The organism is Actinomadura vinacea (assembly GCF_039532545.1).
Lineage (GTDB): Bacteria > Actinomycetota > Actinomycetes > Streptosporangiales > Streptosporangiaceae > Spirillospora > Spirillospora vinacea.
Map to the genome: position 1 here is coordinate 122,654 of NZ_BAAARW010000038.1, position 13,902 is coordinate 136,555.

Here is a 13,902-nt window from a genome sequence, read left to right on the forward strand (position 1 = left end):
TGAGGACATGTCGATGACGGGTGAACGGGCCGATCACGGGTCCGCCGACGACAGCCACCTTGCCGCCCTCGGCTACGAGCAGAAGTTCGACCGCGAGATGAGCCTGTGGGCCAACTTCGCGCTGGGCTTCCTCTACCTGTCCCCGCTGGTCGGGGTCATCGCGCTGTTCGCGATGGGGCTGACGGCCGCCGGGCCGCCCGCCATGTTCTGGATCGTCGTCGTCGCCGCGGGCCAGTTCCTGGTCGCGCTGGTCTTCGGCGAGATCGTCGCGCAGTACCCGCTGGCCGGCGGGCTCTACCAGTGGGGGCGGCGCCTGTGGAGCGGCCGCTACGCGTGGATCCTGTCCTGGATCTACATCTGCGGCGTCGTCATCGGCATCACCTCGACCGCGCTGTTCAGCGCCGACTTCGTGGCCGGCCTGCTGTTCGGCACGGCCGCCGAGCCCGGCCCCACGTCCTCGCCCGGATCGCGGCTGCTGATCGCGGTCGCCGTCACCGCGGTGGCGCTGCTGCTCAACGTCACCGGCACCAGGACGCTCGCCCGCATCTCCAAGATCGGCCTGGCCGCCGAGCTGATCGGGGTGCTGGCCGTCGGGCTCTACCTGCTGGCCTTCGAGCGGCACCAGCCGTTCTCGGTCCTGTTCGACACCATGGGCACCGGCGGCGGCGAAGGCTACCTCGGCGCGTTCCTGGGCGCCTCCCTTGTCGGGCTGCTGCTGTTCTACGGCTTCGAGGCGTGCGGTGAGGTCGCCGAGGAGGTCCCCGACCCGGCCCGCCGCATCCCCCGCGCCATGCAGCTCACCGTGCTGGTCGGCGGCGGGTCGGCGCTGCTGTCGTTCGCCGGGTACGTGCTGGCCGCGCCCGACCTGCCGGCCATCGTGGCCGGCGACGTCGGCGCGCCGATCCCGGCCATCCTGCAGAACTCGCTCGGCACGTTCGGCACCAAGGCGTTCCTGGTGGTCGCGCTGACCTCGTTCCTGGCCTGCGTGATGGGCCAGCAGGCCGCGGCGAGCCGGCTGGTGTTCTCCTTCGCCCGCGACCGGATGTTCCCGGGCAGCCAGTGGTTCTCCCGCGTGCACAAGACCCGCAAGGTCCCGCTGAACGCGCTGGTGGCGGTCAACGTCCCGCCGCTCGCCCTGTACGTCTTCGTGTTCTACTCGCCCGACTCGCTCTTCCGGATCGCCGCCTTCCAGATGCTCGCCGGGTACGTCGCGTTCCAGATGGTCGTGCTGGCCGCCCTGCGGATGCGGATGCGCGGCTGGCGACCGGCCGGGGCGTGGAGCCTGGGCCGGGCCGGGCTGCCGGTGACCGTCGGCGCGCTCGCGTACGGCGTTGTGGCGATCATCCTGCTGGCCAGGCCCACCGGCGAGGGCGACCTGCCCTTCTACGACCGCTGGATCGCGCTGATCGGATTCGCCGTCGTCGTCCTGGTCGGGCTGGCCTACCTGTTCGCCGCCAGGCCCGGGGCCGGCTCCACCGCGCCGGAGGGCGACGCGATCGAGATCGCCGCCAAGCTCCGGGGGCCGCGATGAGACGCGTGCTCTACCTGTACGGGGGATGGCCCGGGCACCGGCCGTACGAGATCGCCGACTGGGCGCGGCCCCTGTTCACCGGGCAGGGCCTGGAGGTCGAGGAGACGCAGGACGTCTTCCGGCTGGACGGCGACCTGACCGGCTACGACCTGATCGCGCTGAACTGGAACAACGCGCTCACCACCGAGGGCCTGTCGGCCGCCCAGGAGGACGGCCTGCTGACCGCGGTCGAGCGCGGCACCGGGGTCGTGGCCTGGCACGGCGCGGCGGCCGCGTTCCGGGCGAGCCTGCGCTACCACCTCCTGCTCGGCGGCAGCTTCGCCGAGCATCCCGCGGGCGAGGGCGTGCGGTACCCGTACACCGTGCGGATCACCGATCGCGATCACGAGATCACCCGAGGAGTCGGCGACTTCGCCGTGGCCTCCGAGCAGTACTACATGCTCGTCGACCCCAACAACCACGTCCTGGCCGAGACCGAGTTCACCGGCGAGCACCTGCCCTGGCTGGACGGCCACCGGATGCCGCAGGCGTGGACGCGGCGCTGGGGCGCCGGCCGGGTGTTCTACAGCGCCGTCGGCCACACCGTCGACGACCTGACCGGCCCGGACGTGACGAGGCTGGTCGAGCAGGGCATCGCCTGGGCCGCGCGGCGCGGGGCCTGACACGCGAACGTTCGAAAGGAAGATCGTGCCGAAACTGACCGGCGGACAGATCATCGCGCGGACCCTCCGCGCCTACGGCGTCGACCATGTGGCCGGTATCCCCGGACACGGCATCTGGTCGGTCACCGACGCCTTCCTGGACGACGCGTCCAGGATCCCGTTCCACCAGGTGTTCCACGAGCAGAGCGCGGTGCATCTGGCCGACGGCTACTACCGGGTGACGGGGCGGCCGATGGCCGCGGTGGCCTCGATCGGCGCAGGCGCCAGCAACACCGTGATCGGGCTGGCCACCGCGTTCAGCGACTCCACCAGCGTGCTGGTCATCACCGGCGGCCCGCCCACCCACATGCGGGGCCACGGGCTGCTCCAGGAGCTGGACCGCAACAACGCCAACGACTTCCCCAAGGCCGCCGAGGCGGTGTCGAAGCGGCACTGGGTGGCGACGCGGGTGGAGGAGCTGCCGTTCATCCTGCACCGGTCGTTCAACTCGATGCTCACCGGCAGGCCGGGGCCTGTGCACGTCGAGGTGCCGATGGACGTGCAGGCCGAAAGCGCCGAGGTCGCCCTGCACGACCTGGCCGCGCGCCTCCCTGTGGGCGTCCCGTACCCCGACCCGGGGGCGGTCGAGCGCGCCGCGCGGGTGCTGCACGGCGCCCGCCGCCCGGTCCTCGTCGTCGGCGGCGGGGCCATCACCGCGGACGCGTCCGGGGAGGTGCTGGCGCTGGCCGAACGCTGGCAGGTCCCTGTCGTCACCACCTGGAACGGCAAGGGCGCCTTCCCCGAGGACCACGCGCTGTTCGCCGGAAGCGTCGGCCAGACCGGGACGATACCCGGCAACGCCATCGCCGCGTCCGCCGACGTCGTGGTCGCGGTGGGCTGCCGGTTCACCGACTGGTCGGCCTCCAGCTACGCCAAGGGCGTCAGCTTCTCGATCCCGCCCGCCAAGCTGATCCACATCGATATCGACCCGCACGAGATCGGCAAGAACTACCCGGCCGAGGTGGGGATCGTGGCGGACGCCGGCCGCGCGCTCCAGGCCGTCGCCGACTCGCTGCCGGAGACCGCCCCGGACCGTTCCGGCTACCTCGACGAGCTCGCCACGCTGCAGCGCGAGTGGGAGGTGCGGCTCGCCGAACGCCGCGACAGCGACCGTTTCCCGTTCACCTCGCAGCGCCCCCTCGGCGCACTGCGCAAGGCGCTGCCACGGGACGCGATCATCGTGGTGGGGTCCGGCAACACCCAGGGCGCGGTCAAGCAGACGTTCCCGGTGTACGAGCCGCGCACGCACCTGACCTCGGGCGGGTTCTCGTCCATGGGGTGGGCGGTGCCGGCCGCCATCGGCGCCAAGCTCGGCCGCCCGGACCGGCACGTCGTGTGCGTGCTGGGCGACGGCGACTTCCTGATGACCGCGCAGGAGATCGCGCTGTGCGTGACCGGCGACATCCCGGTCGTCTTCGTCGTGCAGAACAACAGCGGCTACATGTCCATCCGCGGCGGCCAGCGCAAGCTCACCTCCCGGCACATCGGCACCGAGTTCAACCGTCCGGACGGCGAGCCGTACAGCCCCGACTTCGCGGCGCTCGGCAAGGCGTTCGGGCTGCGCTCGTGGCGCGTGGAGCGTCCCGGCGAACTGGAGCCCACGCTGCGCGAGGCCATCGGGTCCGGGGCGCCCGCCCTCGTCGAGGTCCCGACCGACCGGGACGCGGCGGGCCCGTGGACACCGGGATGGTGGGACTTCCCGGTCCCCGCCTACATCACCGACGAGCGCCAGGAGGAGTACCGCCGCATCCGAGCCGACGAACAGCACCTCTGACGAGCCCCGACGGCCACCTCGCGGGGAGGAACTGTTCTTTGCGGTCCTACACGACCTTCGCGCCGTTCTCAATCAGGCCGGGCTGGTGGCAAGGAGCAGCCGAAGCACAAGATCTTCCCAGCGGAGTCCGAGTTGTAGCGGCCCAGTGAGACGCTCATGCCCTGTCCGACCGTGGAGGCCTGGCGTTTGGGCTGGTGGACGGCCATCGACCTGCCCAAATTGCTGTGGCGGGCGCAAGCTGAAGCGCGTCGCAGAACCGGTCCCGGTCCCGCCGCGAGGCGGGACCGGGACCGGTCAGGGGTTGGGCCGGCAGCCGTTCCGGACCGCTAGCCTTCGACGATCCGCCTGACGGTCTCCTCCGCCGTGCCGGTCGGCACACCGTCCCGCGCGGCCTCGCCCAGGCGCTGCGAGGCGGGCTTGTCGGCAGGCTGGCTGTCCTTGGACTTGTCGTCGGACTTGGCGTACTTGAAGCTGTTCGTGATGGAAAACGGCTCGTTGCTCATGATTCGGTCCATTCGTTGAGGTGTTCCTGCGGTTCTGACCCGAGCAGTAGCTACTGTTCGAGCATGTCGCCCTGTGTCAAGCGGCTAGGCGTGACATCGCGTTCGTCTGCTGAATCAGTTCCGGCCCGGTTCGGCCCGCCCTCGGTTTCGTGCACACCTCAAGACCTCGGATGAAGTACTCCGAGACGGAGTACGCATGCAGACTAAGAAAGCCCAGGTCAGCCCCAGGGCTTCCGCGATCTTGACGACGATGTCTCGCCGGGCCCAGAGACGGCCCGGGACGTCGGCCGGTGTCTCGTGATCAGCATGTGCGATGGACGGCCTCATGTGAGGGGGGCGGGAGGCCGGTGCACGCCTAGTGTGCGCCGAGAAGTCCGTGTCGACGAGGAGCACCTATTCCCGATCAAAGCCCCGGCCGTGCGCTATCTTCAACTCGAAGCGCATGTACGCCAGATGCCTGCAGAGTCGCCTAAATCATCTCCATTCCGATCAATTCCGGCCCGGCGTTATATCTGAACTGGATGGAATGAGGAGACTTCAGCTCAAGACGTGTAGCCCGGATTCCCGTTCCCTGGCTCAGTCGGTGTGCACTGCTGCCGGTACGCCTCTTGCAGTTCGGCGGCTTCGGGCACCTGTCTGGACTTCACAGCGGCGATGACCTCAGCGGCGCGCCAATAATTCGATGGCACCAGCCGACCACTGGTGACCGCCTCAATCGCCATGTGCGCCCGCCTCGTCCGGTTGGTCGGCGACAGGCCAACCACCGACCCACCGGCAACGACCAAGGACCCCGACCACATGACGATCATGCCGAACACGTCCGCGCAGGTCCCGGCGGCGGCCGAGCAGTACTTTGGCGCCAAGCTTCCGGACCGGCCGTTGCGGCTCGGCTGCCGTCGATCCCATCTCGCCCGCGCCTACGCCGCACGGGTCATGGCCGCCCTGAGCCGGATCGCGCCCGGCCTGGAGATCGAGCTCGTTGAGATCACCACCTCCGCAGACCGGCACAAGGGTGACCTGTCCAAGCTGGGCGGCAAGGGCCTGTTCATGAAGGAGATCGACGAGGCGCTGAGCCTTGGGCAGATCGACATGGCGATGCACTGCATGAAAGACGTGCCCGGTGACGTCCCGCTGCCCGATGGGCTGGTGTTCGCCGCCTACCTGGAGCGCGACGACGTGCGCGACTGCGTGGTCTGGCGTGAGGGCTCCAAGTACGCCGGCATCGACGACCTTCCGCCCGGCACCGCGATCGGCACATCCGCCGTCCGACGCAAGGCCCAGATCCTCCGGCACCGGCCCGACCTCCAGGTCGAACGGTTCCGCGGGAACGTCGTCCCGAGGATCACCAGGCTGGACGAATCCGATCGCCTGGAGGGGATCGTCCTGTCGCGTGGAGGCCTGGTCCATGTTGGTATGGACCATCGGATCGGACAGGTGTTCAGCCGGGAGGAGATGTGCCCGGCCGTCGGCGCCGGTGTCGTCGGTGTCCAGTGCCGCAAGGCTGACGAGGGCATGGTGGAGCTGCTCCAGCTCATCGACCACGAAGAGACCCGCATTCACGTCACCGCGGAACGCACGATGCTTCACGGGTTGCAGGGCCACTGCAACTCCCCGATCGCCGGGCACTGCCACACCACCGAAGACGGGCAACTGTCCCTGCGCGGCATGGTGTTCACCCGGGAGGGCGCGCACTTCGCCTACGCACAGGAATGGGATTCGCGTACCCGAGCGTACGAGCTCGGCGTCTACGTGGCCGCGACGCTGGCACGCAAGGGTGCCCGGGACATCATCGCCGGAATTCCGCACTGACCTGGGCACGACAAGGCGCCCGTTCGTGGGAGGGGGCCGGGGCACCTGGTGTCACGACCGGTCGCGACCCGTAGGGCGATGCTGCCGGTGCGGCCGCTCGTACGCCGGGGCGTTGGCCGAGCCGAGAAGCGTGCTTACGATCGCTAGACCCTGGCGTTCGGCGACCCACCACGCCATGCACCGATGCACAGGGCCTTCGGTGAGACGCACTCATAGTAAGCATCGCATGTCACTTTGCGACATGAACGTGGCCACTCGGCCTGGATGGCCTCAGAGGTAACCAGGGAAATCTCACTGAGAGTAGTCAAATGACTGCTTTAGGCAACAACCGGGAGGATGCATGGCCACCGACCCGATCCTCAGCACCGACCCGATCGTCTCCATCTCCGCCAACGTCTGGACCGGCGGCGACCACACCGACGGCACCCTGGGCAACGCCATCCCCGACAGCAAGGTGTTCCTGGGCATCGCCGGCCGCGAGTTCCGCCTGGCCCGCGCAGACATCGACGACTTCCAGCAGTACAGCAGCAACCTCTACATCTTCGGCGACGGCCACAACGTCGAGCGGCCCGAGTGGAACGACCCCCGCGACCCCCAACGCACCCTCGGCGACCTGCACAACAGGCCCGTGTACATCCGCTTCGAGGGCGCGCGCGCCAACAGCGCAGCCGACCTGGACGACTGGCACCTCGAGCGCGTCGACGTGACCGTCACCGCGGCCAGCGGCGCCACGGTTTCCTACTCGGCCCTGGTCGGGGAGCCCACCATCTGGCTCGGCGACGAGTCCGGCTGCTTCCAGCACCTCGACCGCCAGTAGTCCGGTTCATACACGCCTGCGCCGGAGCACTCAAGACGGTCCCCCCGGCGCAGGCGTATGCAGGACAACTGCCTCGATATCGCGGGTCGCCGTGCGCGTGTCGATCTGCCGCAAAGCGGAGGATGTACGGGACCGTCAGGCCCCAGGTTGCGCCGAGCCTGGGCCTTTTGGACGGCGTCCAGTGGGCCGAGTTCACTTCTGGACGAGGCGGGCGGTGGCTCAGTTTGCGGGTGGTGCTTGCGGGGTCGACTGGGGTTGCTGCGGGGGAGCCGGGGTCTGGTAGGCGGGGGTTCGGGCGCCGGTCAGGCCTAGGGCGAGCATGATGCGGCCCACCTTCGGCCACTTCTGCTCGATCGCGCGGGCCGCGGCGTAGTAGGTGGCGGTCACGAACCCGACCGCGACAGTGGTGGCCATCGCGCTGGTGTCGTCGTCCAGGACGATGCCCGCCTTCGTGGCCAGCCAGGTGAGCGCCGCGCCGACGGCGACCGGGACCCAGGTGCGGATGAGGCTCACGACATAGTCGTTCATAAGACCCCATGGTCGCCGCTCGGCAGCGGCTGTGTAGTGGTTCTAACGGATGGGGCGCAGTGACTTGGAGTAGAGGGTGTTGCCGTCGATGTCGCGGAGGCGGGCGGTGAACTCGCCTGAGGCGGCGTCGATGGCGGCCTCGCCGAAGAACTGGTAGCCCTCGGCGGGGGAGGTGTTGGCGCGCGGGGGCGTCTTGCGGAAGGCCAACTGCGGGCCGAAGGTCCCTTCGAGGTTGTTCGGGCCGAAGGCGCCGGCGTTCAGGGGGCCGGTGACGAACTCCCAGAACGGGTCGAAGTCCTTGAACGCGGCCTTGGCCGGGTCGTAGTAGTGCGCCGCCGTGTAGTGGACGTCCGCCGTCAGCCACACCATGTTGCGGACCTTGTGCTTCTTGGCGTACGAGAGCAGGTCGGCGATTTCTCGTTCGCGGCCCAGGGGAGCCCCGTTGTCGCCCTGGGAGATGCCTTCCTGGGCGGCTGAGCCGTCCGGGACGATGAGGCCGATGGGGAGGTCGGCGGCCATGACCTTCCAGGTGGCCGTGGAGCGGCGCAGTTCGCGCTTGAGCCAGGCGAGTTGCTCGGCGCCCAGGACGCCGTTGGTCTGGGACGCGGAGTTGTTTGGGCCGTTCGGGTCCTTGTGGGTGCGCATGTCGAGGACGAAGACGTCCAGCATGGGGCCGTAGGAGAGACGGCGGTAGAGGCGGTCCCCCTTGGTGGGGGTGTACTCGAACATGGCCCGGCGTGCGCGGGCGGCGAGCACGTCCACGCGCTTCTCGGTGTACTGCGGCAGGTCGAGGATCTCGCCCGGGTACCAGTTGTTGGTGACCTCGTGGTCGTCCCACTGGTAGATCATCGGGACGCGGGCGTTGAAGGCGCGCAGGTTGGCGTCGTGCAGGTTGTACCGGAACTGCCCGCGGTACTCGGCGAGCGTCTCGGCGACCTTGGTCTTCTCCGGGGTGACGAGGTTGCGCCAGGTCCGGCCGTCGGGCAGCGCGACGGTCTCGGCGAGGGGGCCGTCGGCGTACACCAGGTCGCCGCTGCACAGGAAGAAGTCGGGGTCGACGGCGCCCATGGCCTTGAAGATGCGGTAGCCGCCCAGTTCGGTGTTGATGCCCCAGCCCTGCCCGGCCAGGTCGCCCGACCAGACGAAGCCGATGTCGGCGCGGTGCGTGGGCGCGGTGCGGAGCCGTCCCGTGACGGCCTCGGACAGCAGCGAGCCGTCGGCCAGCCGCACCCGGTAGTGCAGTTCGCGTCCGGCGGGCAGGCCGCGCAGGAACGTCTTGCCGGTCAGGTCGGTGTCGGGCGTCAGGACGGGCCCGGGGATCCGCTTGAGGTCCTTGAAGTCGGGGCGCCCGCTCACCTCGACGATCATCCGCGCGGGACGGTCGGACCGGGCCCACACGACGGCCTCGTGGGCGGTGACGTCGCCGGTCTGGACGCCGTGGGTCAGCTGGGGGCGGCCGGCGCGGACCAGCCCGGGGGAGGCGGCGGCCGCGCCGCCGCCGAGCAGGCCGCCCAGGGCCGCTCCGCCCGCGGCGAGGCCGCCTCGGAGGACGCTCCGTCGGTCAGGCATCATCGGCGTCTCCGTTCTCGGGGTGAGTTGCGGTCGCATGCTCGCCGAGACCGGTGGCTGACGCGTGAACACCGGACATATCGGGCCCTTCTTCTGATCGACTTGACAACGCCCGTTGACCAAGGTCTCCTTGGTGTCGTGCCAGCGCGAATCTCTCTTGGTTGCCCCGTGGCCCTCCGCCGCGTGGCCAGCGCGCTGTGTCGTCCTTCGTGTCGTTGAGCCAGTTCGTTCGCTTTCCGGCTTCCGAAGGACCTTCCGCATGGTTCCCGATATCACGATGCGCGGCCAGGACGACCCGCACGGCCGTGCCCTCGTCCGGCGTCCCCCGACGGTGGGGCAGCTGGCCGCCCGTATTCACGCGCTGAGCGCCAGTCCCGGCGACTGGTGGCATCTGGTCAGGTTCGAGACCGGCCCGGTGCGGGTGCCGCTGGAGGAGGCCGACGGCGTCCGGCTGTGGCTGATCACCTGGCCGCCCGGGCACCGCACCGACGTGCACGACCACGAGGTCAGCACGCTGATCGCGGGTGAGCTGGCCGAGGTGCGGATCACTCCGGACGGGGTGGTGCGGCGCCCGCTGCGCGCCAACCGGGTGCGCGTGCACGGCGGTGGACGTACGCACGAGCTGACCAATCCGGGTCCCGCGTACGCCATCACCCTGCACGGCGGCCTCGCCTGCGGATGAAGAAATCCTCATCCTGGGCTCATCCGGGGTTTCCCGCCGCACGGCAGCCTCGACGGCATGAGCAGCAGCATCGTGCAGCGGGTCGCGGTCATCGGGGCGATCGTGGCGGTCCCGCTGGGGATCGCGGGTATCAGCCAGGCCCTCTCGGACTCGCCGGGCGAGCCGGACGTCCCGGCGCAGGTCCGGGTCGGGGACGGCGGCGGCCCCCGGTCGACCGGCCCGCCGAGCCCGAGCCGCACGCCGACGAAGGCGCCCTCGCTCGTTCCCGCTCCGCCGCCGGTGTACGACGACGACATCGGGGACGACGACGCGGATGACGGCTGACCGTCCCGGCGTCTCGGCCCGGATGCGGATCCTGCTGTGGCTGGTGGCGGTCATGGCGGTCGCGCTGGGCTCGGTCGGGCTGGTCGTGCGGGCCGTCCTGATCGCCGAGGTCGAGGGGGACGGCAACCAGCTCCTGGAGCAGGAGGCCCGGGAGTTCCAGCGGTTCGCCCGCGTGGGCCGCGATCCCGACACCGGGCGCCCGTTCGCGGACGCGGGCCGGCTGCTGTTCACCCATCTGAGCCGCCAGCACGCCGACGACGACGAGATCCTGCTCGGCGTGATGTCGGACGGGCGGATCCTGCGGCAGGACCGCGAGGGCCCGTACAACCTCCCTGACGACGCGGCCGTCATGCGCCGCATCCTGGCCGCGCCCGGTCCCTCGGGCCGGACGGGCAGCCCGGCGGGGGAGATCCGCTGGGCCAAGGTGGAGACGGCGGCGGCGGGCGGCGGGCGGCCCGCCACGTTCGTCATCGCCTATTTCATCGAGCGGGACTTCGCCGAGGTGGGCCGGATGATGCGGGTGATGGGCGGGGTCTCGGGCGCCGCGCTGCTGTGCGGGGCCGGGATCGGCTGGATCGTGTCGGGACGGATCCTGGCCCCGGTGCGGCTGGTCCGCCGCACCGCCGCCGAGATCACCGAGCAGGATCTGGCGCGCCGCATCCCGGTGCGGCGCCGCGACGACGTGGGCGAGCTGGCGGCCACGTTCAACGCGATGCTGGACCGGCTGGACCGGGCGTTCGCGACGCAGCGGCGGTTCGTCGACGACGCCGGGCACGAGCTGCGCACCCCGATCACGATCGTGCGCGGCCATCTGGAGCTGATGGGCGACGATCCGGTCGAGCGCGAGGAGACGGTGCGGCTGGTCACCGACGAGCTGGACCGGATGAGCCGCATCGTGGAGGACCTGCTGCTGCTGGCGAAGGCGGAGCGGCCCGACTTCGTCCAGCTCCAGTGGGTCCCGGTGACCGAGCTGACCAGCGACATCTACGCGAAGGTGCGGGCGCTGGGCGACCGCGAGTGGGTGCTGGACGGGATAGGCGAGGGCGACGCGCGGGTCGATCCGCAGCGGGTGACGCAGGCGGTGGCGCAGCTGGCGCACAACGCCGTCCAGCACACGCGGCCGGGCGACGTGGTGCGGGTCGGGTCGGCTCTGGACGACGCGTGCGTGCGGCTCTGGGTCGCCGACTCGGGACCGGGCGTGCATCCCGATGACGCGGACCGCATCTTCGAGCGGTTCGCGCACGGGACTGCGACGACGGCGTCCGGCGGGCGGCGGCCGCGTACCGGGGCGGGGCTGGGCCTGGCGATCGTGCGGGCGATCGCCGCCGGGCACGGCGGGACGGTACGCCTGGGCGGGACGCACGGCGAGGGCGCGACATTCGAGCTCGACCTGCCGAGGGCGGGCCGGGGCGACGGCGGGAGGGGCGGTTGAGCAGGATCCTGATCGTGGAGGACGAGCACCGGATCGCCACGTTCATCGAGAAGGGGCTGCGGGCCAACGGGTTCAGCACGTCGGTGGCCGAGGACGGCGAGGCGGCGCTGGCGCAGGCGTTCGGCCGCGGCTTCGACCTGATCCTGCTGGACATCGGGCTGCCGGGCCGGGACGGGTTCACCGTGCTGCGGGCGCTGCGCGAGGCCCAGGTTTCCACGCCGGTGATCGTGCTGACGGCGCGCGACTCCGTCCAGGACACGGTGGCGGGACTGGAGGGCGGCGCGGACGACTGGATGACCAAGCCGTTCCGGTTCGAGGAGCTGCTGGCGCGGGTGCGGCTGCGGTTGCGCGGGCCGGGGCGGGCGCCGGAGGCGACGCTGCTGCGGTCGGGGTCGGGGGACCTCACCCTGGACCTGCGGACGCGGCGGGCCCGCGCGGGGGACCGGACGGTCGACCTGACGGCGCGCGAGTTCGTCCTGCTGGAGCTGTTCCTGCGCCATCCCGGGCAGGTGCTGTCGCGCGAGCAGATCCTCTCGCACGTGTGGGGGTACGACTTCGATCCCGGTTCGAACATCGTGGACGTGTACGTGCGGGCGCTGCGCAAGAAGCTCGGGGACGGGTGCGTGGAGACCGTGCGGGGGATGGGCTACCGGCTGCCCTGACCGCCGGTGGATGAAGACGGCCTCATGTGCCGTTCATGATCGGCTCACCGCCCTCTCGCAGGATCGACATATCAGGTTGAACCGGGCGATTTGCGGGGGCTGGCGGAGCGGTGCGAACAGCGGTCGATGAGACGCGCACGGTGGTCAGGTACGGACTGCTCGCCGCCGCGGCCGGCACGGTCTGCGCGGCCGTCGCGTTCGGGATCGACGGGCTCGGCACGTCCGGGCGCGTCACGCTCGCCGTCTTCGCGGTCGCGACGCTGCTGTGGATGTTCAGTCCGATCGACGACACCTACGTCGCGCTGGCGGGCGGCCTGGTGCTGGTCACGGCCGGAGCGCTGGAGGCCGACGTGCTGTTCGGCAGCCTCGGCGACCCGACCATCTGGCTGCTGATCTGCGCGTTCGTGCTGGCCGCCGGGGTGACCCGGACCGGGCTCGCCACCCGCGCGGCGGCGTTCTTCGTCTCGGGCGCGCGGACCGTGCGGCAGCTCGCCCACCTCACCGCCGCCGCGCTGGTCGCGAGCGCGTTCGCGATCCCCGCCACCTCGGGACGGGCGGCGCTGGCGCTGCCGGTCTTCCTCGCGCTGGCGGCCGCGCTGCGCGAGCGGCACCGGGTCGTCCTGGCGCTCGCGCTGATCTTCCCGGCGGTGATCCTGCTGTCGGCCGTCGCCACCCTGATCGGCGCCGGCGCGCACCTCATCACGGCCGAGATGCTGGCCCGGGCCACCGGGGAGCGGATCGGCTTCGTCCGGTGGCTGCTGCTGGGCGCGCCGCTCGCGATCGTCTCGTCCCACCTGGCCACCGAGGTCGTCCTGCTGATGACCACGACCCGCGAGGACCGCCGCCGTCCCGTGTCGATCCGGGCCGAGGAGATCGGCGCGGCCGCCGGGACGCGCGTCACCGGCCGGCTCACCGACCAGCAGGCGCGGTCGGCGGCGCTGCTCGCGGTGGTGGTCGTGCTGTGGTGCAGCGAGCCGCTGCACGGCGTGCCGCCCCCAGTGGTCGCGCTGGTCGGCGCGGTCGTCGGCTGCTCGCCGTGGCTCGGCACGGTGCGGCTGGGCGAGGCGCTGAAGACCGTCCCGTGGTCGATGCTGCTGTTCATGGCCGCGACGATGGCCATGGGTGCGGCGCTGACGTCGTCGGGCGCCGCGGCCTGGATCACCGGCGGCCTCTTCGGCGGCCGGGGCGGGGGCGGCCCGCCGCCCGCCTGGCTGTTCCTCGGCGGCGTGATCGCCGTCAGCCTCCTGGCGCACCTGGTGCTGCAGTCGAGATCGGCGCGGTCGAGCGTGCTGGTGCCGCTGGTCATGACGGCCGCCCTGGGCGCGGGGATCTCACCGGCCGCGGCGGCCTTCGCGTCCACCGCGGCGGCCGGGTTCTGCCTCACGCTGCCCTCGTCGGCGAAGCCGGTCGCGCTGTTCCACCGGATCGAGGGCGTCGACACGTACACGCCGCGCGACCTGCTGCGGGTCTCGGCGGTGCTGGCGCCGCTGACCGCCGTGCTGGTGCTGGCCTTCGCGCTGTACGCGTGGCCGCTCCTCGGCCTGCCCATCACCCGCTGAGCAAGGAGTGT

General features: G+C 71.0%; 13 protein-coding genes. 10 read left to right on the forward strand and 3 right to left on the reverse strand.

Going from position 1 to position 13,902, the window contains the following annotated elements:
• Positions 1–7: 7 nt before the first annotated feature.
• Genes ABD340_RS40370 through ABD340_RS40380 form a run of 3 tightly spaced genes read left to right on the forward strand, consistent with a single transcriptional unit; the run spans position 8 to position 4,006 of the window.
• A complete protein-coding gene (locus tag ABD340_RS40370) occupies positions 8–1,531 on the forward strand; it encodes an APC family permease (protein ID WP_344596530.1) in 1,524 nt (507 codons plus the stop codon).
• Positions 1,528–2,193 carry a ThuA domain-containing protein gene (locus ABD340_RS40375; RefSeq protein WP_344596531.1) on the forward strand — a complete coding sequence of 222 codons (666 nt, stop codon included), beginning with the start codon at positions 1,528–1,530 and terminating at the stop codon, positions 2,191–2,193. The genes ABD340_RS40370 and ABD340_RS40375 overlap by 4 nt, the downstream gene beginning before the upstream one ends.
• A 25-nt stretch (positions 2,194–2,218) precedes the next feature.
• Positions 2,219–4,006: a thiamine pyrophosphate-binding protein gene (locus ABD340_RS40380; RefSeq protein ID WP_344596533.1), complete on the forward strand. Its 1,788-nt coding sequence runs from the start codon at positions 2,219–2,221 to the stop codon at positions 4,004–4,006.
• Positions 4,007–4,332: 326 nt separating this feature from the next.
• Here the strand turns inward: ABD340_RS40380 and ABD340_RS40385 are convergent, their stop codons facing one another.
• On the reverse strand, positions 4,333–4,509 hold the full coding sequence (locus ABD340_RS40385; RefSeq protein ID WP_344596535.1) for a hypothetical protein: 177 nt from the start codon (positions 4,507–4,509) through the stop codon (positions 4,333–4,335).
• Between the two features lie 798 nt (positions 4,510–5,307).
• Between ABD340_RS40385 and hemC the strand changes: the two genes are divergently transcribed.
• Together hemC and ABD340_RS40395 are read left to right on the forward strand one after the other, a co-directional pair.
• A complete protein-coding gene (gene hemC / locus ABD340_RS40390; protein ID WP_344596537.1) occupies positions 5,308–6,318 on the forward strand; it encodes a hydroxymethylbilane synthase in 1,011 nt (336 codons plus the stop codon).
• 340 nt (positions 6,319–6,658) lie between these two features.
• The gene (locus tag ABD340_RS40395) at positions 6,659–7,135 is read left to right on the forward strand and encodes a hypothetical protein (protein ID WP_344596538.1); all 477 of its coding nucleotides are present in this window, start codon (positions 6,659–6,661) and stop codon (positions 7,133–7,135) included.
• Between the two features lie 219 nt (positions 7,136–7,354).
• Here the strand turns inward: ABD340_RS40395 and ABD340_RS40400 are convergent, their stop codons facing one another.
• Together ABD340_RS40400 and ABD340_RS40405 are read right to left on the reverse strand one after the other, a co-directional pair.
• Positions 7,355–7,663 carry a hypothetical protein gene (locus ABD340_RS40400; RefSeq protein WP_344596540.1) on the reverse strand — a complete coding sequence of 103 codons (309 nt, stop codon included), beginning with the start codon at positions 7,661–7,663 and terminating at the stop codon, positions 7,355–7,357.
• A gap of 42 nt (positions 7,664–7,705) precedes the next feature.
• A complete protein-coding gene (locus tag ABD340_RS40405) occupies positions 7,706–9,235 on the reverse strand; it encodes an alkaline phosphatase D family protein (RefSeq protein ID WP_344596542.1) in 1,530 nt (509 codons plus the stop codon).
• A 256-nt stretch (positions 9,236–9,491) separates the two neighbouring features.
• Here ABD340_RS40405 and ABD340_RS40410 point away from each other — a divergent pair, with 256 nt between their 5' ends.
• The 5 genes from ABD340_RS40410 to ABD340_RS40430 all read left to right on the forward strand — a co-directional run bounded on the left by ABD340_RS40410 (position 9,492) and on the right by ABD340_RS40430 (position 13,891).
• Positions 9,492–9,914, forward strand: a complete 423-nt coding sequence (locus ABD340_RS40410; RefSeq protein ID WP_344596544.1) for a cupin domain-containing protein — start codon at positions 9,492–9,494, stop codon at positions 9,912–9,914.
• A gap of 57 nt (positions 9,915–9,971) precedes the next feature.
• On the forward strand, positions 9,972–10,238 hold the full coding sequence (locus ABD340_RS40415; protein WP_344596546.1) for a hypothetical protein: 267 nt from the start codon (positions 9,972–9,974) through the stop codon (positions 10,236–10,238).
• Complete coding sequence (locus ABD340_RS40420; RefSeq protein WP_344596548.1) at positions 10,228–11,670, forward strand: sensor histidine kinase; 1,443 nt, start codon at positions 10,228–10,230, stop codon at positions 11,668–11,670. Before ABD340_RS40415 ends, ABD340_RS40420 begins: the two co-directional genes overlap by 11 nt.
• Entirely contained in the window at positions 11,667–12,332 is a 666-nt protein-coding gene (locus tag ABD340_RS40425) for a response regulator transcription factor (RefSeq protein ID WP_344596549.1), read from the forward strand. The genes ABD340_RS40420 and ABD340_RS40425 overlap by 4 nt, the downstream gene beginning before the upstream one ends.
• 140 nt (positions 12,333–12,472) lie before the next feature.
• Positions 12,473–13,891 carry an SLC13 family permease gene (locus tag ABD340_RS40430; protein ID WP_344596550.1) on the forward strand — a complete coding sequence of 473 codons (1,419 nt, stop codon included), beginning with the start codon at positions 12,473–12,475 and terminating at the stop codon, positions 13,889–13,891.
• The last annotated feature ends 11 nt before the right edge of the window (positions 13,892–13,902 follow it).

Excerpts from the sequence above, each read along its gene's own strand:
- ABD340_RS40410 (WP_344596544.1), top strand. The coding sequence starts at position 9,492 with ATGGTTCCCGATATCACGATGCGCGGCCAGGACGACCCGCACGGCCGT.
- ABD340_RS40400 (WP_344596540.1), bottom strand. The coding sequence starts at position 7,663 with ATGAACGACTATGTCGTGAGCCTCATCCGCACCTGGGTCCCGGTCGCC.
- ABD340_RS40395 (WP_344596538.1), top strand. The coding sequence starts at position 6,659 with ATGGCCACCGACCCGATCCTCAGCACCGACCCGATCGTCTCCATCTCC.
- ABD340_RS40375 (WP_344596531.1), top strand. The coding sequence starts at position 1,528 with ATGAGACGCGTGCTCTACCTGTACGGGGGATGGCCCGGGCACCGGCCG.
- ABD340_RS40415 (WP_344596546.1), top strand. The coding sequence starts at position 9,972 with ATGAGCAGCAGCATCGTGCAGCGGGTCGCGGTCATCGGGGCGATCGTG.
- hemC (WP_344596537.1), top strand. The coding sequence starts at position 5,308 with ATGACGATCATGCCGAACACGTCCGCGCAGGTCCCGGCGGCGGCCGAG.
- ABD340_RS40420 (WP_344596548.1), top strand. The coding sequence starts at position 10,228 with ATGACGGCTGACCGTCCCGGCGTCTCGGCCCGGATGCGGATCCTGCTG.
- ABD340_RS40370 (WP_344596530.1), top strand. The coding sequence starts at position 8 with ATGTCGATGACGGGTGAACGGGCCGATCACGGGTCCGCCGACGACAGC.
- ABD340_RS40405 (WP_344596542.1), bottom strand. The coding sequence starts at position 9,235 with ATGATGCCTGACCGACGGAGCGTCCTCCGAGGCGGCCTCGCCGCGGGC.
- ABD340_RS40385 (WP_344596535.1), bottom strand. The coding sequence starts at position 4,509 with ATGAGCAACGAGCCGTTTTCCATCACGAACAGCTTCAAGTACGCCAAG.